Consider the following 21,324-nt stretch of genomic DNA (forward strand, 5'->3'; position numbering starts at 1 on the left):
ATTCAAACTTACCGAGTGGGGTTGGAATACGCTTTTAAATCTTTTGCGAACTCAACCTTGTTATTTTTCCGGTCGATGTCGGCCATGCGCATTGACGGGTCAATTTCGATGGAAGCGATTTCAGACGAAGGTTTACCAATAGCCAGTGTATAGGTAGGATTGACCCATGGCCAGGCTTCCAGGTCAACCCGTTTCACTGATTTATCTTCGGCCGGTTTATTGCCGATGGTTTCATTAATGGGTAAGTAAAATAGTTCTTTTGCACCATCGCGATAAGTAATTAGTAAGTCAACAGGCATAGGTAACTCACCAATGCGGTCGATGGTTATGTATGTTGTTTTATCGCGCTCATAGATACTTTTTACGCCATAATCGATTCGTTTAGTTGTATTAACCCAATAACTCATAAACCAGCGCAACTGCATGCCCGAGGTTTTTTCCATTACACGGATAAAATCATTGGGTTCAGGATGCCGGAATTTCCAGGCGTTGTAGTAGTTGCGCATGCCCTTGTAAAAATTTTCTGAACCGATAATGTACCTGATTTGATTTAACAACATACTGCCCATGTTGTATGCAGCAGTTCCGTATGCCCGGTTGGTGGTGTAGTGATCGGAGTGCTGGCTTATCGGTTCCTGCAATCCGCTGCGCACCAGGTTAAAGTAGCCTGCGTACGTTGACGCATGTGGATTTTCTGTGTTTGAATTGGTGATGAAGGCAAGCGACTCATCGGTGGCAAAGGTAGTAAAGCCTTCGTCCATCCACGGATACAGCGATTCGTTGGAGGCCAGCACGGCCTGGTACCAGCTGTGACAGATTTCGTGTATGGTGGTTCCGGCAAGGCCGTTAAAGTTCCCTTCGCCAAGAACAAGTGTACACATGGGATATTCCATACCGCCATCGCCTCCCTGTATTACCGAATATACTTCGTAGGGATATTTTCCAAACGTGCGGTTCATAAACTGGAAATGTTTTACAACATAGTCTTCCAGTTTTTTCCAGTTGTCGGCAGTTTTTTCATTTTTCTGAAACAGGAAATGCACTTCCGGGCCGTCAGGCACCTGAACGATTGTATGCGTATAGTCCGGGTCGGCAGCCCAGGCAAAATCAATAACATTTTTAGCTACGAAGTGCCAGGTAAGTTCACCGGATGGGCGGGTTACTTTGGTATTTGGTTTTTCGTAACCATGCCCTACCTTATCGGCATTCTGAAGTCTGCCGGTGCCGCCAACTACAAAGGTTGGATCAATGGTAATCTTCACATCGAAGTCTCCCCATACGCCATGAAATTCTCTGGCAACGTATTGATACGCATGCCAGCCCTGGTGATCATATTCGGCAAGTTTGGGGTACCACTGGGTCATCGAGTAGGCAATGCCTTCGCGGTTGTTACGCCCGGTGCGCCTGATTTGCACGGGCACCTGCGACTCAAATTTCATATCAAAGGTTGTTTTTGATTTGGGCAGCAGCGGTTTTGCCAGTTCAACTTCCAGAATTGTTCCCAATACCTTGTATGCAATGTCTTTGCCATCCTGTTTTAAACTTGCAATATGCTGGTAGCCGATTTCATCGTCTTTTAATTTAGATATCCGGTCGGTAACACGTCCATCCGGGTCGGCAATGTTACGCGAGCGTACATCCATCATGCTGCCGGGTTGGAAAGCATTGAAGTACAAATGGTAGTAAACCTTTCGCAGCGTATCGGGCGAGTTGTTGGTGTAAATCAGTTTTTGAGTGCCGTAAACTTTATGCGTTTTCACATCCAGCCGCACATCCATGGTGTATTCCACCCGTTGCTGCCAGCGGTAATCCTGGGCGAGTGTAGCAACAGTAAGGTGAAGTAAGGGCAGGAGGGTAATTAAGCGCATGGTTCGGTAGGTTAGGGAAGCAAAATATCCAAACCGGTTGATTTTACAAAGCCGGTTTTTTACGCCTGGGTGTAAGCAGGTACATGATGCTGGCGCTGATGAAGCCGCTCTCGGAAAGTGTAAGTGTTTCGCCCGGCAATGCTTTTGGAATGTTGTACGTATAGCTTGCCGAAAAAGTCCAGTTTTTGTAGTGGGCGTAGAGCGGAGCCGTAAATGCATAATTCATGATACCAAATTCATTACGGGATTTTACAGTATACCATGGTAATCCGTTTTGAATTTTTATCCAGGCGATAATCCATTCGGCACGGGTTTGTGGCAGGATAATTTCTGTAATGGTTGCGTTTCCAAGCAAAACGAATACCCCGGGTGTGAAAGCAATCTTATCAACACCTATAAAATTTTTCTTTTCAAGTTTACCGCTTACCGAAGGGAGTAACCGGTGCACCTGCTGGTCGCCAAAAAAGTAGGAGTAATCAAACCTGATGGTCGCATACTTAAAATCAAGAAATGGGGTTACGGTGACTGCATTTTCGAAAGGGGTAAAATCTTCATCAAACCGGTAAAAGTACCGGTCGTAGCTGGCGATGACTGAGAATGATTTTGAAAATGTATGCATATAGCCAGCCGACAGAATGGTTAAGTAGTATTTTGGTTCAAAATCTTTACTCCAGAAAAAGGAGGCATCGGCATACAAGCCGGTTTTGTGGTAATAGGATATACCGGGTGACAAGCCAAACTGGTCAATACCCAATGTGCGGCCGGCAGCCAGTACGTTACTGTTGTACATTAACCGGAAACCTAGTTGTGAAGCCGGTTTTTCTTCCGGCAAGGAAAGCAGGCTATCAATCAGTTTAAAAATGGATAACGAATCGTTGAGGGTCAGCAACGAATCAGGTTTAATAAATAACGAATCAGCGTCCTGAGCATTAGCTACCCATGACGCTGACAGAGCTATTGCAATAAGCCAACCTTTATGGTGCCGCATTCATGCTTAATTGTTTCGTTGCCGGAGGCGCTGTTCGTTTCGTTCCTGAAATTGCTGCCTTCGCTGTTCCTGTAATTGCCGTTGCTGTATCTGCCGGATGACCATGTTTCTGAAATCCTGCTCGGCCTGCCGCAGGGCTATCAGTTTTTGAGCTGAAATGGTGTTAAGTATGCGACCAGAATATTCCTTTTCCAGGTCAAGTTCGCGTTGTTTAATCTGGAAACTTAAATCAAGTAGCTGCCGCTCATTCTCTTCTTTTGTTCGTTTTGGATCAGGGGTCCGTTTAGCCTGTTCAAGTTCCTGGCGAAGGGCCAGCCGTTTTGTGGCAAACTCGTGGTATACCGGCCAGAACTTTTCAGCTTCGGCAGGTGTGAGGCCGAGGCGTTCGGTAATAAAGGCAATGCGGGCGGCTTTTATCTTTTCCTGCGCCTTTTGATCTTTAACCTGCTCTTCCTGCGCCAATAAGGGAACCGCCAGCAGGAACAGGGTCAGCATGTTTACAATTTTTTTCATAGCACACTATAAATTATCCAGTTCAGTTTCTAAATCATCAAGAACTTCTGCCGGGAGTAACATAAAGGCCTCGGCTTCAATAGCCTCAACCACCGCGTCATCATAGGTGGCATTTTCCAACAACTCGTCCAGGCTCATATCACTTTGTTCAAGGTAGGTGGCCAGTTCTTCGGTACTCACTGAAGCAAGTAAACCCTCTGCATCCAGGGGTTGGGCAGGTTTTAGGAAGATCAAAGCGGCCACCAGTAATACCACAACCGGTAAAGCGTATTGTAATGCATACCGCAGGTAAGGCCGGGCCTCCTGGGGCCTGTTCTCGGTTATGCGGGCCTGAATAACTCCGGGAAGCTTGTGGAAATACCCATCGGGTACTTCAAAAATGGCTTTTTTGGGTATTTCTTCAAGCTTTTTCATGATGGTGTATTGACAGTTTTTATGGTAACAGGTTTAATCATTCCTCCAGAAATTCTTCAATTTTCTTTACGGCATGGTGGTAGCTTGCCTTCAGGGCGCCTACGCTGGTGTTGGTAATCTCTGCTATCTGTTCATAGGAAAGATCGTCATAGTATTTCATATTAAAAACAAGCCGCTGTTTTTCGGGTAGTTTGATGATGGCCTTTTGAAGTTTTTTCTGAATATCGTCTCCGCTGATGTGAGGTGCCTGGTCTACTTTTGAAACCAGTTCGCTCTTAACATCGCCAATGGGCAGGAAGAAACGTCTTTTTTTCTTTTGCAGAAAACTCAGGCATTCATTGGTGGCAATCCGGTAAATCCAGGTAAAGAGTTGCGCGTCTTCGCGGAAGGTATCGATATGCCGATGTATTTTAATGAACACTTCCTGGGTCAGATCATCGGCATCATCATGGTCGATAACCATTTTCCGTATATGATAGTACACCCGTTGCTGGTAGGTGCGAACCAGCATGTTGAAGCCGTAATCCCGGGTTTCCGGATTGCGGATTTTGGAGAGTAACTCCTTATCTTCCACGGGGGTGTCAGGGTAAAAAGCGCAAATTAGACAAATCCTTGGTCAGGAAGTTTAATTAACTACTTCATTAAGGTTCAAAATTTTGCAGCAGGTCAACCAAAAGTTCAACCTGCTCTTTTGAATGGGCCGGAAAATTAGCGAACCGCAGTTGCATAGCGTGATAAGAACCATATCCTTCGCCCGGTTGAATGCCTTTTTGCATAAGGTATTCAGTTAGTGATTTGGTGTAAGTACCGCAATCGGCTACTACTACTGTTTTGGATCGCCATTCCGTTTTACGGACAAAAGGCTTAATAAAGCGGTTTGCTTCCAGCGCCTGGTATAGAATAGCAGCTTTGTATTCTGTTTCATTTCGGATGGCTTTGATACCCCTGCGGAGCATGTCTTCAACAACCATTGCCAACAGGTATATACCCAACACGTTTGGCGTTTCAGGAGTTTGATTTTTTCTGGCATAGCTTACCAGTGAAGGCAGGTTATGGTAAGTTCCTATCAGAGCACCTTTTGATTTTATTTGCTCTGCTCGCTCAAGGCACCTGGTATTTACAATCCATACACCCAGGCCGGCCGGCAAACCAAAACCTTTTTGAACGGAAAAGAACAGGGAATCAATTTTTGTAAAATCGAATTCAGGGTAGGGCAGGGATGATACGGCATCGACTGCAATCAGGGCTTGCGGATTTGTTTCACGGAAGCCGTTAATGAATGCCATTGGAAGTGATACGCCAGTACTGGTTTCGTTGTGGGTAAGCGCAATGAGTTCGGCTGAATCATGGGTCTGCTGTGTAGTAAAGCCCTCGTCATCCGATGCAGTTATAGCCTCCGCTTTTTTACCAAGCTGACCTGCTGTTTCGAAGAAACGTTTACCAAAGGCCCCGTTTACATAATGTGCTGATTGTTCAGCAACCAGGTTTTGAATGCATCGTTCCCATATCTCAGTAGCAGAAGCGGTAAATACAATATGAAAATGCTCAGGGATGCCCAGCAAACTCCGAAGCCCGGCTGTTGCGCGGATAAAAATTTCCTCGAATGTTTTACTCCGGTGAGAGAGCGAAGGAATACCATCGCGAAAAGCTTTTCGGATATGATCTTCTACGGTAAAGTAAAGCTGGGATGGCCCGGGCGTGAAAATTATTTTTTGCTTCATAAAAATCGGGCCAAACTTAACATGACTTGCTTAATCAAAAAATAATTGAAACACAATCTTGAACAGCTTTACTCTTTTGTATACGTTTGGATTGAATTCCCACTCGGATTTGGGACACGTTTGCTGAACCTAACAATTAAAAACAATACCGAGTGAAGCATTCATCCAAAACCAGGCCTCATCCTGGCGGTTTCCGTCAGGACCTCGTTCTCCGGAGCAGGATAACAGTGGAAGGTTGCGGGTGCAGTGCAGCTCAAAACCTGTCTTTTATGGGGTTCAGAAACACCTCACCAAATCCGGTGGGTTTTTATATTTAATAGAGCACCCTGAATTTAATCGTATGCTCAATGCCGCGTAATTCTTTAATCACCTCGGGGTCGTACTCCTTGTCAATGTCGGTAATTACGTAACCAATCAGTTCATTGGTTTTCAGGTACTGTCCTACAATGTTAATGTTATGGTTGGCCAGCACCTGATTTATCCTGGCCAGTATGCCGGGCACATTATCATGAATGTGGATAAGGCGATGGGCATTCTCCAGTGTAGGTAATGTTAAGTTCGGGAAATTCACACTGTTTGATGTGCTGCCTGTGTTTATATAATCCTGGAATTTACCCGGCACAAAATGCCCGATGTTTTCCTGGGCTTCGAGTGTGCTGCCGCCAATATGCGGAGTGAGGATAGTATTCGGCAAACCGCGTAATTCAGAGATGAATTCTTCGTTGTTGCTAACCGGTTCGTACGGAAACACGTCAATGGCGCAACCGGCAAGTTTTCCCGATTCAATAGCTTGTTTTAGTGCGGCAATATCCACTACATGGCCGCGGCTCAGGTTGATGAATATGGCTCCTTTCTTCATCCATTCAAATTGCTGCGTTCCAAAGTAGTTTGTGTTCGATTCGCGCCCGTCAATATGCAATGACACTACATCGGCTTTCTGAAGCAGTTCTTTTAATGATTTGCATTTGGTAGCATTGCCCAGTGCCAGTTTTTCTTCAATATCATAATAGAGCACGTTCATGCCCAGCGATTCGGCCAGTACCGAAAGCTGGGTGCCAATGTTTCCGTAACCTACAATGCCTAATTTCTTTCCGCGTATTTCAAAACTTCCCTGTGCCGATTTATCCCAACTACCGCGATGCATTTTGTTCGACTTATCTACCAGGTTACGCATCAGTACTATCATTTCGGCAATAGCCAGTTCAACCACCGAGCGTGTGTTGCTGAATGGCGCATTAAATACGGCAACGCCTTTTTTGGTAGCCTCTTTCAGGTCAATCTGGTTGGTGCCGATGCAGAAAGCGCCAATGGCCATCAGGCGGTTAGCCTGCTCAAGCACCTTTTTTGTTACCTGCGTTTTTGAGCGGATGCCCAGCACACTCACATTTTTAATCCGTTTGCAAAGTTCCTCCTCCGTTAAGGCGGCCGGATACGTTTCTACATTAAAACCATCAGCTTTCAGTATCTCTACGGCAACGGGGTGAATGTTTTCGAGGAGCAGTACATTGATCCGGTTTTTCGGATAGGAGATGGCTGTGTTCAGTTTATTCAGATAAAGAAATTCATCCAGACTGGGCGTAATGTGATCGGCTTTATCCAGAATACCGTTGCGCTCCACATTTTCAGTAAATGCATAGAATTTATTGGCCAGTCCGGCCAGTTTTATTTCGTAATCGGTATACCCATCGCCAATTACATACACATCGCCCGGCAGATTGAGGCGCTTGAGTTGTTCAACTTTTCCGTTGTTGGCCGATAGGGGATTATCTTTATCGAAACCAACTACATTGCCCTGTTCATCGAAATGGAAACGATTAGCGAGGATGTTTTCGGGCTTGATGCCAAAATCAGTAACTACCGGATCGATAAACACATGGAAACCATTGGAGATAACGTAAATGTTATCGGCATACTTTTTAAAAAAATCTTTATTGCGCTTAAACGATTCGGATACCTGGCTTTTTAACCGTTCGGCTAACTGCACCAGTTGGTGTCGTTTGGGTGCGAGCAGTTGTATACGCTTTTCGAGCGACTCGCGGAAGGAGATGGTACCGTCCATACCCTGGTTGGTAATGTCGGCAATTTGCTTTTTGATGGATTCTTTCTCCGGGCTACCGTCCAGGCTGATGTCGGCCAGCAGATCAAATGCTTCAACCTTGGTAAAGGTGCTGTCGAAATCGATTACGATGAACTTATTGAGCTTCATTGAGATGAAAACAATCCCAAATGTAGAAAAATAGTCGATAGTCACGGCTGATCGGTCAATGGTAGATTGTTACCTGTTGACAGCTTAATCGTTGACTACCGACTCAATAAATGATTTTGAAAACGTTTTGATTTGCTGACGCACCTGCCTGAACTGATTCATTATTTCAGTTTCACTACCGGTGGCTTTTGCCGGATCGGGAAAATTGTGGTGAACCGTTTTTACTTTGGCCGGAAAGTATGGACAGTTTTCCAGGGCATTATCGCAAACGGTAATAACATAGTCGAAATCCATGTGGGCGTATTCGCTGACATTGTTGGAAGTGTGATGCGAAATATCAATTCCATCTTCTTTCATAATGGCCACAGCCCGCGGATTTACGCCATGTGCTTCAATACCTGCACTGAAAATATCGGCTTTTCCTTTAGCAAAATGCCGAAGGTAACCTTCGGCAATCTGGCTTCGGCACGAGTTGCCGGTGCACAAAACAAGAATTTTTTTCTTTTGCTGACCGGCCATATCAGCAACAGGTTGATTCAGCACCGCAACAAGCAGCCTTCTGTGCCTGCTTCTCTTCTTTTGTTAGCGCGGGCTTCTCTGCGTAAACCGTTATGCTGTAAATACCTGATTCGCCCGATTTGAACCGAATGAACTCTTCCTTACTAAGGTGGGCTGCCGCAATTTCATCGGGAATGGTGATCATTTTTTCCTTTTGAATTTTTACATTTTTAAAACCTGTTTCCTCAATGATATTCAGGTAATCTTTTTTAGAAATGGCTCCGGCCACACAGCCGGCATACATCTCCGCACTTTTTCTGAGGCCTTCGGGTAATTCGCCACGCAGCACAATGTCGGAGACACTGAAATGACCACCCGGTTTCAACACCCGGAATGTTTCGGCAAAGGCTTTTTGTTTGTCGGGTACCAGGTTAAGTACGCAATTGCTTACCACAACATCCGCAACGTTGGCTGTTACCGGCAGGTTTTCAATATCTCCCAGCCGGAACTCCACATTATTGTAGCCGAGTTTTTCAGCGTTTGCCCGTGCTTTACCTATCATTTTTTCGGTTAAGTCAACGCCAATCACTTTTCCTCTTTCTCCGGTTATGCTTCTGGCAACAAACGCATCGTTCCCGGCACCTGAACCTAAATCAATAACGGTATCGCCTTCCTTGATTAGTGCAAACTCGGTAGGAAGTCCGCAACCAAGCCCTAAATCGGCTTCAGCGACATACCCCTTGAGTTTCGAATAATCATCGGCCATAACAACGTAGTCACTACTGCAACCGCAGCCGGCTCCGCAACAACTTGTTGCATTCTGTTGGTAGCTCTGCTCGGCTATCTGGCCGTACTTTTCTTTTACGATTTCTTTCAGTTTTTCAGCGCTTTCGGTGGTTTTCATAGTACTGTGGTTTAATCGGTTTATTACGATGAATGAGTTTAAAATTTTTTAACAGCAGTCCTGGCCGGTATAACTTTCAAGAAAACCGGAAAGCGCTGATTTAGCCTTGTTCCAGTTTTTTTCATCGATACAATAGCACACGCTGGTGCCCGTAATGTTTCCTTTTATCAGGCCTGCATCCTTTAGTTCTTTCAGGTGTTGCGAAACCGTTGATTGTGAGAGCGGCATAACATCAACCAGATCACCACAGATACACTGGCGGGTTTGTATCAGGTGGTTCAGAATGGCAATCCGTGCCGGGTGGGCAAGGGCTTTGGCCCATGCGGCAAGCTGGTTTTCTGTTTTGGTGAATTCGTTGGCTTTGGTCAGTCCCATTCTGACTACATTTATCGTAATATTACGATAAATGTTTCAGGATTTTTGATTTTTTTAGATTTTATTTTTCAGGTAATCCAAAAGGAATGCGCTTCAAGGCGATGGTGCCGTTGCTGATAACCATGAGCACATCCTGCAGGTAGCGGATTTCTTCAAGCGGGTTGCCCGGTATCAAAATCAGGTCGGCTTCGTAGCCGGGTTGTATGCGGCCTGTGGTTTTTTCAATACCCAGTAATTCAGCTGCCACAACGGTGGCCGACTGTATGGCTTCGAAAGGGATCATGCCCATGCGCACGTAATGCTGGCATTCGAGCGAGATGCGGGAGGTAGTAGCTGCCGAGTAGCCGTTGTCGGCACCGGTAACGATTTTAACGCCAAGTTCCTTTGCTTTACGGAAAACTTTTTCAGCCTGCGGCATCATGAATTTTCCGCGCAGTTCAAGCATCGGTCCGAAATAATCGCCACCGGGCTGTGTCAGGTCTTCAAGCGTGATAAAGGTGGGCACCAGGTAAGTTCCTTTTGCTTTCATCAGTTTGAGGGTTTCCTCTGAAAGAAAAGTGCCGTGTTCAATGCTTTTAGCGCCTGCACGCACGGCAGCGCGTGCACCCTCATCGCCATGGGCATGCACCATTACAGGTACTCCGCGTTTGGCAGCTTCGTCAACAATGATCTTCAGTTGATGTTCGGTGTACACCTGTTCGCGCGGGTCGGTATCGGGCCGGCCGGCACGTTCGGTGCCGCGCGTCTTTATCACTTTGGCTCCGCGATCGATATTTACGTTTACCAGTAATTTCAATTCTCCATCGCTGCGCACTCCGTTGATTAGCGGGGCAAGCCGCACATCGGCTAAAATAGTTTCTTCAAGATTAGGTGTAACATAAACACCGGCAGGGATAATGTCGGGTCCGGCAATTTTTCCCTGGCGCGAAAGTTCCATCAGGCTTACGTCCTGAAAAGCTGATACACCTGCGGTACGCACAGTAGTAACACCGGTAGCCAGAGCACGTTTGGCTGATTCGAGGTTATCGAGGTGGGAGTGGGCATCGATCAGGCCTGGCAAGATGTAGTAGCCTTGGCAATCTATCCGTTCGTAACCAGCCGGAATGTTTTCCCCCGTCTTTCCTAGGCGTTCAATTTTACCATCTTTAATGAGTATGAGGGAGTTCGGTTGAATACGGTTGTCAGTTCCGTTAAACAGATTAGCATTTGTTAAGGCGAGGTTTTTAGGCTGCCCGAAGACAACGGATATTGCAAAAAGGAATAAACACCCTATAGTACACCTTACCGTCATTATTTACGTGTAAGTACTTTTTCCACGGCAGCCACAATGTTTTCGGGAGCAAGGCCGTACTTCTTCAGCAGTTGTGCGGGTGTTCCGCTTTCGCCAAACGAATCGTTTACGGCAACCATTTCAAGCGGGGCAGGGTAGTGGCGGCTGAGTACCTGGGCTATGCTGTCGCCAAGCCCGCCATTGATCTGATGTTCTTCGCAGCTAACCGCGCACCTTGTTTTTTGCACGGACTGCAAAACGGCTTCTACATCCAGTGGTTTAACGGTGTGGATGTTAATGACTTCGGCACGTATTCCTTTTTCTGCCAATGCAGCTTCGGCTTCAATGGCTTGCCATACCATATGGCCGCAGGCAAAAATGCTTACATCGCTTCCTTCAATCATTTTATCAGCTTTGCCAATGGTAAAGGGCCTGTTAGCTTCGGTGAATATGGGCCACGAAGGGCGGCCAAAACGCAGGTAGGCGGGGCCGTGATGATTGCCAAGGGCCAATGTAGCGGCTTTGGTTTGGTTGTAATCACACGGCACAATCACCGTCATGCCCGGCAGCATTTTCATCATGCCGATGTCTTCAAGGATTTGGTGGGTGGCGCCATCCTCACCCAGCGTAACACCTGCATGGGATGCACATATTTTTACATTCTTATGAGAATAAGCAATCGATTGACGAATCTGATCATAAACCCGACCGGTAGAAAAATTGGCAAAGGTTCCGGTAAACGGAATCTTACCGCCAATGGTCATGCCGGCAGCCAGGCCCATCATGTTGGCCTCGGCAATGCCCACCTGGAAGAAGCGCTCGGGAAATTCCTTTTTAAAGGCGTCCATTTTTAACGAGCCGGTCAGGTCAGCACAAAGGCCAACCACGTTGGGGTTTTTGCGGCCCAGTTCAAGTAATCCGGCTCCAAAGCCGGAACGGGTGTCTTTTTTTTCGGTAAAGGTGAATTTGGTCTTCGGGGGGGTAGTGGTTGCCGTGCTCATAGATAAGGCAATTATACGACACCTTTTGAAATGGTGAAATGTTTTAAGGTTTTGCAACTTTTAACATTGAATTTTATGTATAGTAAAAATAATTAATTATCTTAGTATAATTTTTGTATATACTTAAAACTTTAATTAAAACATCTAAATTGTATACCCTTAGGCCTATTTATACTGAAAGGATTAAACCGTACATCGGTAAAAACCTGATAAAAGTGCTGGTGGGGCAGCGGAGAGTTGGCAAAAGTACCCTGTTGCTTCAGTTGATGGATATTATCCGTCAACAAGACTCGACTGCTAATATCATTTACATCAATAAAGAGCTTTTCGAATATGACAGTCTGCGGGATTACAAAGACTTGATAAAGAGCGTGACCAGTCAAACCAACAAGGCAGGTAAGAACTATCTTTTTATAGATGAAATCCAGGACATCGAAAATTTTGAAAAGGCCATTCGTAGTCTGCAAGCCAAAGGTGAGCACGATATTTATATCACCGGAAGCAATGCATTTTTACTTTCGGGCGAGTTGGCAACCTATTTAAGCGGGCGCTATGTGGAGTTTACAATTTTCGGGTTGTCGTACAATGAGTTTCTCACGTTCCATACGTTACCCGATTCACAAGATACATTTTTGAAATACCTGCGCTACGGAGGTTTGCCCTATCTTATCAACATCAATCTTACCGATGATTTGGTATTTGATTACCTGCGTAATATTTATGCAGCTATTCTCTTTAAAGATATTGTGGCGCGCCACAACATTCGCAATGTTTCATTACTCGAAAATCTGGTTAGCTATGTAGCCGATAATATTGGGAGTTTACTTTCCGCCAAAAGCATCAGCGACTGTCTTAAATCGCAAAAGGTTAAAGTAACACCTAATGTAGTCCTTAGCTATTTGTTTTTTTTAGAGCAGGCATTCTTTATTCTGAAAGTGAACCGGGAGGAGTTGCGAGGTAAAAAGATATTTGAGATCGGCCAGAAATACTATTTAGAAGACCTGGGCTTGCGCCATGCATTATTAGGTTATCGCACTGCTGATATAGGGAAGATCCTTGAGAACATCGTTTATCTGCATTTACTGATAGCGGGTTACCAGGTGCGCATTGGTAAATTTCAAAACAAGGAAATCGATTTTGTGTGTACCCGCGGTGATGAAAAGATCTATGTACAGGTAGCTTATCTGATTACGGATGAGGCTACCCGCAAAAGAGAGTTTGGTAATCTCGGACTGATACATGACAACTACCCGAAATTTGTAGTATCACTGGATGAAAATGCAGGTGGGAATATAGAGGGTATTAGACATGTTCATGTGCGTGAGTTTATTAAACAACTAATTTAATAGCACTGAACAATACCCTCTGTAGTTCCCGGATTCGAATAAGACATATTCATCAGTTACCGCCACAACGATAACCGTTTGGGTAACTGAATTTGTAAAGGCCTTACAGGAGGAATTAGCAGCCACCATCAAAGAGCCGATATCCGTTTATTTTGACACCAACCCACACGATGGCTTGCTCGAAACACACAATGTAGATAAGAGCCTGGAAGGAAAACTCAAGAGTTTGAGGAAGCCAACAGGCAAGCAAATCTTTCCGATAAGAATAGGTTATTAGATTTCCAGCTATTCAGAGCTTATTTGATGTCACAAGGTAAACCGCCTTATGATCTTTCTGCCACACCAAACTTTGCCAAAAAGCTGCGTCAGGCTGGTGTTGCAGTGCCGTAGTAAGTTGTAATAGATGTTATTTATTTCAGATCTTTTGCTTTAACGCGCACAACTTTTCCATTTCTCGAAACAACCAATTCACCACCTTCTTTTTTAGTGCGTTCAATAAGGCGCTCGATGGCGAGTTTAACACCCTTGGTAATCTTTTTTTCTAGTTGTTCAACTTCTGATTTGCTCATCTTCTGCCCGCTATTTTAGACCAAAGTTCGGTATTTAAAACGGTAATATCCAAAGGAGCACTACCAACTGCAACAAGGGTAGGTTCCGCGTTGGAGTTATCATAAATCATCCAACTATCAACGATTTCCATATAAATCGTGAAGAAGTTGTTCAGCCCACGTTTATACCTGCGTTCTATAACTGAAGGAGGAATATTATGCCCCCCTTTTTCAACCCGTGATTTAACACGGGCTTTAGCAAGGTCAACAGACTCGAGCCAAAAATAGATGAGTGTCACTGAATAGCCTTTCTTTTTAGCATCCGCAAGTAGAGATGCATAACTTCGGGTGGCTAAGGTTGTTTCAAAACCGAAATCACTTTTTGCTTTCAGTAACTCCTTTATCCGGTTCAACATTATTCGTCCCGCTTGAAAAGATACCTTTTCTGGTTGAAAAGGAGAGAGCCCGCGGGCGATTTCATCTGCATTTACAAACTCTTTACAGTTAAGCATTTCCGGTAAAACCGTATATGAGGTAGTGGTTTTGCCTGCTCCGTTGCAACCCGCTATTACGTAAAGGTTTGGCATCAACGCAAATTAAATTTAAATCTATATAAAAGCCATTCCTCAGATTGTTTGGGCAATATTGTTTCCTGGAAACGCCTATCTTTGAACAATGCCCTCTGTAGTTCCCAGCTTCGAATACGATATATTTATTAGTTACCGCTACAACGATAATCGTTCGGGTTGGGTAACGGAATTTGTGAAAGCCTTACAGGAAGAACTGGCTGCCACCATCAAAGAGCCGGTTTCAGTTTACTTTGATACCAACCCTCATGATGGCTTGCTTGAAACCCACAACGTGGACAAAAGCCTGGAGGGAAAATTAAAGTGCCTCATTTTTATACCCATCATTTCCCAAACGTATTGTGATCCAAAATCCTTTGCGTGGCAACATGAGTTTTGTGCGTTTAACCGAACCTGCGGTGTGCATGCTCCTGAAGAGGGGCCGGGGGTTTTGTACCTAATTTCAATCCGTTAGAATACTCTCAAAGGAAACCGTATTTTACCGCACATCCTTAATTTTTTTGGCGCCTCACCATTAATTCCTACTTTTCAAACCAGTTAATACTAATTCATTTATGAGACAGATTCTACTAACGAGTTCCCTTATTTTGCTCGTTGCCGGAAGCCTGGTGGCCCAGGAAACCTTTCCGCGCAACGATGTAAAAGATCCCCGTGCGGGATTGTTTGCCTTTACCAATGCCACCATTGTGGTCGATCCGCAAACCACCATTCAAAATGCAACCCTGCTGGTTAAGAACGGCCGGGTTGAGCAGGTGGGCCCCAACATTACGGTCCCTAAAGGCTACACTACCTACGATGTGAAGGGCAAATACATTTACCCTTCGTTGATTGATCTTTCTACCAACTACGGTTTGCCCGAAGTGCAGCGCCCGCGCGGAGGCGGGGGCGGCTTTACCGGTGCCGAACAGATGGAGTCGAATACCAAGGGAGCTTACAATGCCAACCAGGCTATTCGCTCGCATTATAATGCCGCTGATGAGTTTTCAGTAAATGCAACCAAAGCCGATGAATTGCGAAAAGCCGGGTTCGGTGCGGTGCTTACCTACAAACCCGATGGCCTTGCCCGCGGCACAGCCGCCTTTGTTACACTGGGCGAATCATCAGATAATAACGTTTTGCTTCGGCAGAAGGCAGCTGCAGCGTATTCCTTTGAGAAGGGAACTTCAACGCAAAACTATCCATCATCGCTGATGGGTTGCATTGCCGTTCTTCGCCAAACCTACATGGATGCCGAGTGGTTCGGCAGCCTAACCCCCAGGCCGTTTGCCGACAACTCACTGGAGGCCTGGATTCAAAACCAGAAACTTCCTCAGGTGTTTGATGCCAACGGCTGGATGAATGTACTCCGGGCCGATAAGGTGGGCGATGAGTTTGGTGTTCAGTACATCATCCGCGGAAGCGGTGATGAATACAAGCGCGTTAAAGAAATTAAAGCCACCAATGCCTCCTTGATTGTTCCGGTAAACTACCCAGAAGCATACGATGTGGAGGATCCGTTCGATGCCGCCCGTGTTTCGCTGGCCGAGATGAAGCATTGGGAACTGGCCCCGACTAACTTAGGGGCACTTGAAAAGGCCGGTATCAATTTCTCCATCACCAGTCAGAGCTTACGGAAGGTTTCCGATCTCATCCCCAATGTGCGTAAAGCAATCGAAAATGGTTTGAGTGAAACAGCTGCATTAAAAGCGCTTACCACCACACCAGCCCAACTCATCAAAATGGATGATCAGATAGGCAGCCTTAAAAAAGGTATGGTGGCGAACTTCCTGATTACTTCAGGAAAACTGTTCGATGAAAAAACCATCATCCATCAGAACTGGGTTCAGGGCCAGCCCTTTGCCATTAAACCGTTAGACACGAAAGATTTCAGCGGTACCTATAACCTGAGCCTGAACAATTCAAATTACAACCTTGAAGTTACCGGTGAAGCCGGAGCACATAAGGCCAAAGTAAAGGTAAACGACAGCACTTCGGTTGATGCTACTGCTACCTTTGGTAACGATTTAATCACCCTCAGCTTTAAGCCCGATGCAAAAGCGCAGGGCAGCATCCGCCTTACCGGGTGGACGCAAGGAAACGGCTGGAAGGGAAGGGGGCAACTGATTAACGGAACCTGGGTTGACTGGTCGGCCACGCGCACGGGCGATGTGAAAGCCGGTGGCCCGCAACGACCGGGTGGTGATAATAAGAAAGACGAACCGGGTAAAGTAATCTATCCGTTCATCGGGCATGGTTACCCCGCATTGCCGGTAGCCGAAACGATGATCATTCGCAATGCAACAGTATGGACCAACGAAGCAGACGGCATTTTGCAAAACACCGATGTGCTGGTGAAAGACGGCAAGATTGCCCGTATTGGAAAAAACCTTTCCGAACCCGGAGCGAAAGTAATTGACGGCACCGGTAAGCACCTCACAGCCGGCATTATTGATGAGCACTCGCACATTGCTGCAGCCAGCATCAACGATGTGGCTTCCAACTCGGGTATGGTGCGCATTGGCGATAACATTGATGCCGAAAACATCAACGTTTACCGTGCACTGGCAGGCGGTGTGGTGGCTGTTCAGATTCTCCATGGTTCAGCCAACCCCATTGGCGGTCAGTCGGCTTTGGTAAAACTGCGTTGGGGTGAAGCTCCGGAGAATTACAAGATTCAGGGCGCTGATCGCTTCATCAAATTTGCATTAGGCGAAAACGTTAAGCGCACGGCCAACCCCAGTTCCATCCGGTACCCGCAAACCCGCATGGGTGTTGAGCAGGTGTACATGGATGCTTTTACCAGCGCGCTCGAATACCAGAAACGCTGGAACGCCTACAACAGCCTGCCGGCTAAAGAAAAAATGCTTGCCGTTAAGCCACGCAGGGATTTGGCTGACGAGGCCATGCTCGATATCATCAACAGGAAATTATTTATCACCTGCCACTCGTATGTGCAGTCGGAGATCAACATGTTGATGAAGGTGGCCGAAAAATTCAATTTCAGGGTGAACACGTTTACGCACATCCTGGAAGGTTACAAAGTTGCCGATAAAATGGCGCAGCACGGTGTGGGTGCTTCTACGTTCTCCGACTGGTGGAATTACAAGTGGGAAGTGCGCTATGCCATTCCCTACAACGCAGCGATTATGAACCGGGCAGGTGTACTTACGGCTATCAATTCGGATGATGCTGAGATGGGAAGGCGGTTGAACCAGGAAGCTGCGAAAGTGGTAAAGTACGGAGGTATCTCAGAAGAAGAAGCCTTGAAAATGGTTACGCTCAATCCTGCCAAAATGCTGCACCTCGATAACCAGATGGGAAGCATTAAGGTGGGTAAGTCGGCTGATATTGTGCTCTGGACCGATCACCCGCTGTCGGTTTATGCGAAACCTGAGAAAACAATCATTGATGGCAAGGTGTACTTCGATATTGAAAAAGATGCCCAAAACAACAAAGAGCAGGAAGCAGAGCGCGCCCGTCTGATTCAGAAGTTAAAGAACGCCAAACGTGCCGGTATGCCTACTCAGCGGTCGGAAGGACGTTCGCAGGCTGAGTTCCATTGCGAAGATGTGTTAGGGCAGGAAAATGAAGGGCACGAACATTAATCATTTTAAAATCTGACGATCATGAAAAAGATATTCACTACCATACTTATGCTGCTGGCCGGTGTTTACACCTTTGCCCAGGCACCCGTTCCGGCAAAAGCCCAGGATAAGCCCATTGCGTTAACGGGTGGTGTTGCTCACTTAGGCAACGGGCAGGTTATTGAAAACTCGGTAATTGCCTTTGATAAAGGAAAACTGACGATTGTTACCAGTGCTTCGGCTAACCCGAATTTAACCGGCTACGAAGTTATCCGCATTGATGGTAAACATGTTTACCCGGGTTTTATTCTGCCCAACTCGCAAGTAGGCTTGCAGGAGGTAACGTCCATCCGCGCGATGAACGATTATCAGGAACGGGGTGACATGAACCCGAATGTCAGGTCACTGATTTCATACAATACCGATTCAGAGTTCATTCCCACTTTCCGATTTAATGGCGTGTTGCTGGCTGAAACCACACCTACCGGGGGAACCATTTCAGGTTCCTCGTCAGTAATGGAGATGGAGGGTTGGAATTGGGAAGATGCTGTGCACTCGGCCGACATCGGTATTCACATGAACTGGCCCGCATTAATGAGAAGGCAGTTTGATTTCAACACCTTTAGTTTTTCTGAATCGCCCAATGCCGATTATGAAAAGCAGGTTACAGCCCTTGTTCAATTTTTTGCCGAGGCCCAGGCGTATGGAAAATTGGCTTCCAAAGAAACAAACCTCAAGTTTGATGCCTTACAAGGTTTGTTCGATGGCTCCAAAGTACTATTTATTCATGCTACCATGCCAAAGGAAATTGTAGAATCGATCCGCTTTGCCCAGCGCAGCGGTGTGCAGCGCATCACGCTGCTTTCCGGCCAGGGTGCGTATTGGGTAGCCGACTTTTTGAAAGAGAACAACATACCGGTGATCTTGCCTGACACACACAGTTTACCCGACCGTACCGATGACGATATTGATATGCCCTTCAAACTTCCTTACCTGTTAACCCAGGCGGGTGTGCAGGTGTCATTATCCTGCACCGGTGCCCTCCATGGAGGAAGGAACCTTGCCTTCTTTGCCGGTACGGCCGCTGCCTATGGATTAGGCAAAGAAGATGCACTAAAGGCTATTACCTCCAATACAGCCAAAGCGTTGGGTATTGATAAGCGTGTTGGAACACTTGAAGTTGGCAAAGATGCGACCTTGTTTGTTAGTTCGGGCGATGCGCTGGATATGCGCACCAATAATTTATCGCATGCCTTCATCAGCGGTAAGCAGGTTACGCTTCCCGGAAACCAGCAGGAGTTGTACGAACGCTTTTCAAAGAAGTACGGACAGATGAGATAAAATCCTTAACTCAATATTAAAGCAGCTTCATAAAGAGGCTGCTTTTTTTATTTCCTGCATCGCGAAGCCTGGAAGCACAGGCTGTCGCCACCGAGCGGAATTTTACCTTCTTTATTCAGGATGCCATCCATCCGCAGGTTGGCAATGGAAGGTCCGGTATCATCCATGGTTATCCACATGATGTGATCAAAAGCACTTTGGCTTAGTGCATTTTGTCCACCGCTGGTGGTGGCAGCCATAATATAATCGCGGTTGTTGCGCTGGGTATATGCGTATTCGTGCAAATGCCCGTTGATAACGGTGTAGTTGCGGTTGCCCAATGCAGCTTCAATGCGTGAAAGATTGCCGTCACCTTCGCGCTTCCATACCGGCTTATGCATAAACAGGAACGTCCATCGTACATTGGGATTATCGGCAATCACTTTTTCGAAGTAGGCAGATTGGTCAGCACCGATTTCTCCGGTAGCCCGTTCCGGCATTTTGAAGTAATCCATTTGCCTGGCGTTTTCCGGATTGGGTCCATCCAGTACTTTGATAGCGGATGCACGCGCTTCGTAGATCTGCTGCATCCGTGCTGCGTTGTAATCCTCCGAATCGAGCACCAGGAATAGAACATTCTTGTAAATAAAGTGGTAATACCTGCGGCCATACCGCTGTTCCCAGTAGTTTCGCATGCTTATGTTGGTAATGTCGTGGTTGCCGACTACATGGAAGAATGGTGCTGATAGTTTGCCTGCCCGCTGGTCAAAAAAATCGAATTGCTTCCGGAGTTCGGTAGTGTCTTCCGTGCCGCCATCCACCAGGTCGCCCACGCTAAGCACAAGGTCGGGTTTCAGCAGGTTCAATTGCTCTACCGCTATTTCAAAAACGCCTTCGCGTTCACCGCTGTGTAAATCGCCAATAACGGCAAAACTGAAATCATCAGTTTGCTTACCGGCCGGCTCGTAGCTCCAGGGGTAAGTGCCGGAGCTTGTATCGTGTTTAAAGGTTTCCGGGCTTTTGGCACAGGAAAGCAGCACAATCAACGCAACAATCCAAGGGCGTCTCATAGGAATATTGTTTTGTATAGTTGCAAAATATGACACTGCCGGAAATAATTAAGGATGTTTTATTTTTACGTTATGGTCACACGCAGAAAATTTATCCAATCAACTGCTACCCTGGCAACAGGCGCAGTGCTGGTTCAACCGGCATTCAGTTTTGTCCCTTTCGTTTCAATCCCGTGTTTTGACTTACACACCCACCCGGGTATTTTTTTTGCCAAAGGCAGTGAGCAGTATCCGGGTGATACCGCAGTTAAGAAGACGTTATCAGAGATGAAAGATGGTAATGTGGCCGGAGCATTTTTTTCGCTGGTGGCCGATGCGCGCATCATTAAAGTAGGCCCGGATGGCGTTCGGCCTTTTGGAAATTTTGCCAAAGGCGAAGCCTGGACAGATTACAAACGCCAGCTTGGTTTGGTTCGGGAGGCGATACAAGGCTCCACGTCTGTTGTACTCGCAGCAGAGAAGAATTCGTTTGATAAGAATCCCGGCAAGGTATCGGCCTTCATTTCAATTGAAGGTGGCGATTACCTGGAAGGTGATGCTGGCCGCCTGGAAGAAATGTATAACGATGGCATCCGGTCCATTCAACTGGTTCACTACCACCCAAACGAGTTGGGCGATTTGCAAACGGAGCCCCCGCAGCACAATGGCCTTTCGCAAGCGGGTGTTGAAGCGGTAAAACGAATGAACAAACTGGGTATGCTCATTGATGTGGCGCATGCCAGTTATGAAACAACCAAAGCGGTTGCCGATGTCACAACGCATCCCATCGTGCTGTCGCACAGCATGCTTCATAACGGCAGTCAACACCCCGTAGCCAAACGAATGGTATCGGCTGATCATGCACGTGTTGTAGCCGGCACCGGTGGTGTTATCGGTATGTGGCCCAGCGGATTGAATAATGACCTTGCCGATTTTGTGGATAACACCATGCGACTGGTTGACGTGGTGGGTATTGATCACGTGGGTCTGGGCACCGACATGGACGCCAACTTCAGGCCGGTGCTCTTCAGCTACCTGCAGGTGAGCGAGTGGCTCAACGGTCTGCAAGCGAAGGGGCTCGGTGATAAAGATGTTGCCAAAATTGCCGGTGGCAATGCCAGGCGTGTTTTGAATAAAGTGTTTCGCAGCTAGC

Annotated in this window: 20 protein-coding genes; 5 read left to right on the top strand and 15 right to left on the bottom strand. The window is 46.5% G+C overall.

The genetic code is table 11. The annotated features are described in order from the left end of the window. Positions 1 to 8: 8 nt before the first annotated feature. From HRU69_10950 to HRU69_11005, 12 genes are all read right to left on the bottom strand, one after another. Complete coding sequence (locus HRU69_10950) at positions 9 to 1,868, bottom strand: M1 family metallopeptidase (protein ID QOI97968.1); 1,860 nt, start codon at positions 1,866 to 1,868, stop codon at positions 9 to 11. Positions 1,869 to 1,911: 43 nt separating this feature from the next. Then, the gene (locus tag HRU69_10955) at positions 1,912 to 2,856 is read right to left on the bottom strand and encodes a hypothetical protein (GenBank protein QOI97969.1); all 945 of its coding nucleotides are present in this window, start codon (positions 2,854 to 2,856) and stop codon (positions 1,912 to 1,914) included. A gap of 6 nt (positions 2,857 to 2,862) precedes the next feature. Then, positions 2,863 to 3,369 carry a hypothetical protein gene (locus HRU69_10960; GenBank protein QOI97970.1) on the bottom strand — a complete coding sequence of 169 codons (507 nt, stop codon included), beginning with the start codon at positions 3,367 to 3,369 and terminating at the stop codon, positions 2,863 to 2,865. A 6-nt stretch (positions 3,370 to 3,375) separates the two neighbouring features. Further along, the gene (locus HRU69_10965) at positions 3,376 to 3,783 is read right to left on the bottom strand and encodes a hypothetical protein (GenBank protein QOI97971.1); all 408 of its coding nucleotides are present in this window, start codon (positions 3,781 to 3,783) and stop codon (positions 3,376 to 3,378) included. 37 nt (positions 3,784 to 3,820) lie between these two features. Continuing rightward, positions 3,821 to 4,357, bottom strand: a complete 537-nt coding sequence (locus tag HRU69_10970) for a sigma-70 family RNA polymerase sigma factor (GenBank protein QOI97972.1) — start codon at positions 4,355 to 4,357, stop codon at positions 3,821 to 3,823. A 67-nt stretch (positions 4,358 to 4,424) separates the two neighbouring features. Further along, entirely contained in the window at positions 4,425 to 5,504 is a 1,080-nt protein-coding gene (locus HRU69_10975; GenBank protein QOI97973.1) for an aminotransferase class V-fold PLP-dependent enzyme, read from the bottom strand. Between the two features lie 313 nt (positions 5,505 to 5,817). Further along, positions 5,818 to 7,710, bottom strand: a complete 1,893-nt coding sequence (gene serA, locus HRU69_10980; protein QOI98907.1) for a phosphoglycerate dehydrogenase — start codon at positions 7,708 to 7,710, stop codon at positions 5,818 to 5,820. 84 nt (positions 7,711 to 7,794) lie between these two features. After that, on the bottom strand, positions 7,795 to 8,229 hold the full coding sequence (locus tag HRU69_10985) for an arsenate reductase ArsC (protein QOI97974.1): 435 nt from the start codon (positions 8,227 to 8,229) through the stop codon (positions 7,795 to 7,797). A 1-nt stretch (position 8,230) separates the two neighbouring features. Then, complete coding sequence (locus HRU69_10990; GenBank protein QOI97975.1) at positions 8,231 to 9,112, bottom strand: arsenite methyltransferase; 882 nt, start codon at positions 9,110 to 9,112, stop codon at positions 8,231 to 8,233. A 48-nt stretch (positions 9,113 to 9,160) separates the two neighbouring features. Next, on the bottom strand, positions 9,161 to 9,487 hold the full coding sequence (locus HRU69_10995; protein QOI97976.1) for a winged helix-turn-helix transcriptional regulator: 327 nt from the start codon (positions 9,485 to 9,487) through the stop codon (positions 9,161 to 9,163). Positions 9,488 to 9,548: 61 nt separating this feature from the next. Continuing rightward, the gene (locus HRU69_11000; protein ID QOI97977.1) at positions 9,549 to 10,778 is read right to left on the bottom strand and encodes an amidohydrolase family protein; all 1,230 of its coding nucleotides are present in this window, start codon (positions 10,776 to 10,778) and stop codon (positions 9,549 to 9,551) included. Further along, positions 10,778 to 11,758: a transketolase family protein gene (locus HRU69_11005; protein QOI97978.1), complete on the bottom strand. Its 981-nt coding sequence runs from the start codon at positions 11,756 to 11,758 to the stop codon at positions 10,778 to 10,780. Before HRU69_11005 ends, HRU69_11000 begins: the two co-directional genes overlap by 1 nt. Positions 11,759 to 11,892: 134 nt before the next feature. On the opposite strand from HRU69_11005, the gene HRU69_11010 reads away from it, so the two are divergent. Beyond that, positions 11,893 to 13,104 carry an ATP-binding protein gene (locus tag HRU69_11010; GenBank protein QOI98908.1) on the top strand — a complete coding sequence of 404 codons (1,212 nt, stop codon included), beginning with the start codon at positions 11,893 to 11,895 and terminating at the stop codon, positions 13,102 to 13,104. A gap of 410 nt (positions 13,105 to 13,514) precedes the next feature. Here the strand turns inward: HRU69_11010 and HRU69_11015 are convergent, their stop codons facing one another. Together HRU69_11015 and HRU69_11020 are read right to left on the bottom strand one after the other, a co-directional pair. Further along, a complete protein-coding gene (locus HRU69_11015) occupies positions 13,515 to 13,673 on the bottom strand; it encodes a hypothetical protein (GenBank protein ID QOI97979.1) in 159 nt (52 codons plus the stop codon). After that, positions 13,670 to 14,239, bottom strand: coding sequence for a zeta toxin family protein (locus tag HRU69_11020; protein ID QOI98909.1), 570 nt, complete (start codon positions 14,237 to 14,239; stop codon positions 13,670 to 13,672). The genes HRU69_11015 and HRU69_11020 overlap by 4 nt, the downstream gene beginning before the upstream one ends. Before the next feature lie 88 nt (positions 14,240 to 14,327). On the opposite strand from HRU69_11020, the gene HRU69_11025 reads away from it, so the two are divergent. From HRU69_11025 to HRU69_11035, 3 genes are all read left to right on the top strand, one after another. Further along, the gene (locus HRU69_11025) at positions 14,328 to 14,693 is read left to right on the top strand and encodes a hypothetical protein (GenBank protein QOI97980.1); all 366 of its coding nucleotides are present in this window, start codon (positions 14,328 to 14,330) and stop codon (positions 14,691 to 14,693) included. A 100-nt stretch (positions 14,694 to 14,793) separates the two neighbouring features. After that, positions 14,794 to 17,823 (top strand): amidohydrolase family protein, encoded by a 3,030-nt coding sequence (locus HRU69_11030; GenBank protein QOI97981.1) that lies wholly within the window; start codon positions 14,794 to 14,796, stop codon positions 17,821 to 17,823. A 21-nt stretch (positions 17,824 to 17,844) separates the two neighbouring features. After that, positions 17,845 to 19,143, top strand: coding sequence for an amidohydrolase family protein (locus HRU69_11035; GenBank protein ID QOI97982.1), 1,299 nt, complete (start codon positions 17,845 to 17,847; stop codon positions 19,141 to 19,143). Positions 19,144 to 19,190: 47 nt separating this feature from the next. On the opposite strand, the gene HRU69_11040 is transcribed toward HRU69_11035, so the two are convergent. After that, a complete protein-coding gene (locus HRU69_11040) occupies positions 19,191 to 20,192 on the bottom strand; it encodes a metallophosphoesterase (protein ID QOI97983.1) in 1,002 nt (333 codons plus the stop codon). 72 nt (positions 20,193 to 20,264) lie between these two features. On the opposite strand from HRU69_11040, the gene HRU69_11045 reads away from it, so the two are divergent. Next, positions 20,265 to 21,323, top strand: coding sequence for a membrane dipeptidase (locus tag HRU69_11045; protein QOI97984.1), 1,059 nt, complete (start codon positions 20,265 to 20,267; stop codon positions 21,321 to 21,323). Position 21,324 lies beyond the last annotated feature (1 nt).

Source organism: Flammeovirgaceae bacterium, assembly GCA_015180985.1.
Classification (GTDB): Bacteria; Bacteroidota; Bacteroidia; order Cytophagales; family Cyclobacteriaceae; genus UBA2336.

Excerpts from the sequence above, each read along its gene's own strand:
- HRU69_10950 (QOI97968.1), bottom strand. The coding sequence starts at position 1,868 with ATGCGCTTAATTACCCTCCTGCCCTTACTTCACCTTACTGTTGCTACA.
- HRU69_10955 (QOI97969.1), bottom strand. The coding sequence starts at position 2,856 with ATGCGGCACCATAAAGGTTGGCTTATTGCAATAGCTCTGTCAGCGTCA.
- HRU69_10960 (QOI97970.1), bottom strand. The coding sequence starts at position 3,369 with ATGAAAAAAATTGTAAACATGCTGACCCTGTTCCTGCTGGCGGTTCCC.
- HRU69_10965 (QOI97971.1), bottom strand. The coding sequence starts at position 3,783 with ATGAAAAAGCTTGAAGAAATACCCAAAAAAGCCATTTTTGAAGTACCC.
- HRU69_10975 (QOI97973.1), bottom strand. The coding sequence starts at position 5,504 with ATGAAGCAAAAAATAATTTTCACGCCCGGGCCATCCCAGCTTTACTTT.
- serA (QOI98907.1), bottom strand. The coding sequence starts at position 7,710 with ATGAAGCTCAATAAGTTCATCGTAATCGATTTCGACAGCACCTTTACC.
- HRU69_10985 (QOI97974.1), bottom strand. The coding sequence starts at position 8,229 with ATGGCCGGTCAGCAAAAGAAAAAAATTCTTGTTTTGTGCACCGGCAAC.
- HRU69_10990 (QOI97975.1), bottom strand. The coding sequence starts at position 9,112 with ATGAAAACCACCGAAAGCGCTGAAAAACTGAAAGAAATCGTAAAAGAA.
- HRU69_10995 (QOI97976.1), bottom strand. The coding sequence starts at position 9,487 with ATGGGACTGACCAAAGCCAACGAATTCACCAAAACAGAAAACCAGCTT.
- HRU69_11000 (QOI97977.1), bottom strand. The coding sequence starts at position 10,778 with ATGACGGTAAGGTGTACTATAGGGTGTTTATTCCTTTTTGCAATATCC.
- HRU69_11005 (QOI97978.1), bottom strand. The coding sequence starts at position 11,758 with ATGAGCACGGCAACCACTACCCCCCCGAAGACCAAATTCACCTTTACC.
- HRU69_11015 (QOI97979.1), bottom strand. The coding sequence starts at position 13,673 with ATGAGCAAATCAGAAGTTGAACAACTAGAAAAAAAGATTACCAAGGGT.
- HRU69_11020 (QOI98909.1), bottom strand. The coding sequence starts at position 14,239 with ATGCCAAACCTTTACGTAATAGCGGGTTGCAACGGAGCAGGCAAAACC.
- HRU69_11025 (QOI97980.1), top strand. The coding sequence starts at position 14,328 with ATGCCCTCTGTAGTTCCCAGCTTCGAATACGATATATTTATTAGTTAC.
- HRU69_11030 (QOI97981.1), top strand. The coding sequence starts at position 14,794 with ATGAGACAGATTCTACTAACGAGTTCCCTTATTTTGCTCGTTGCCGGA.
- HRU69_11035 (QOI97982.1), top strand. The coding sequence starts at position 17,845 with ATGAAAAAGATATTCACTACCATACTTATGCTGCTGGCCGGTGTTTAC.
- HRU69_11040 (QOI97983.1), bottom strand. The coding sequence starts at position 20,192 with ATGAGACGCCCTTGGATTGTTGCGTTGATTGTGCTGCTTTCCTGTGCC.
- HRU69_11045 (QOI97984.1), top strand. The coding sequence starts at position 20,265 with ATGGTCACACGCAGAAAATTTATCCAATCAACTGCTACCCTGGCAACA.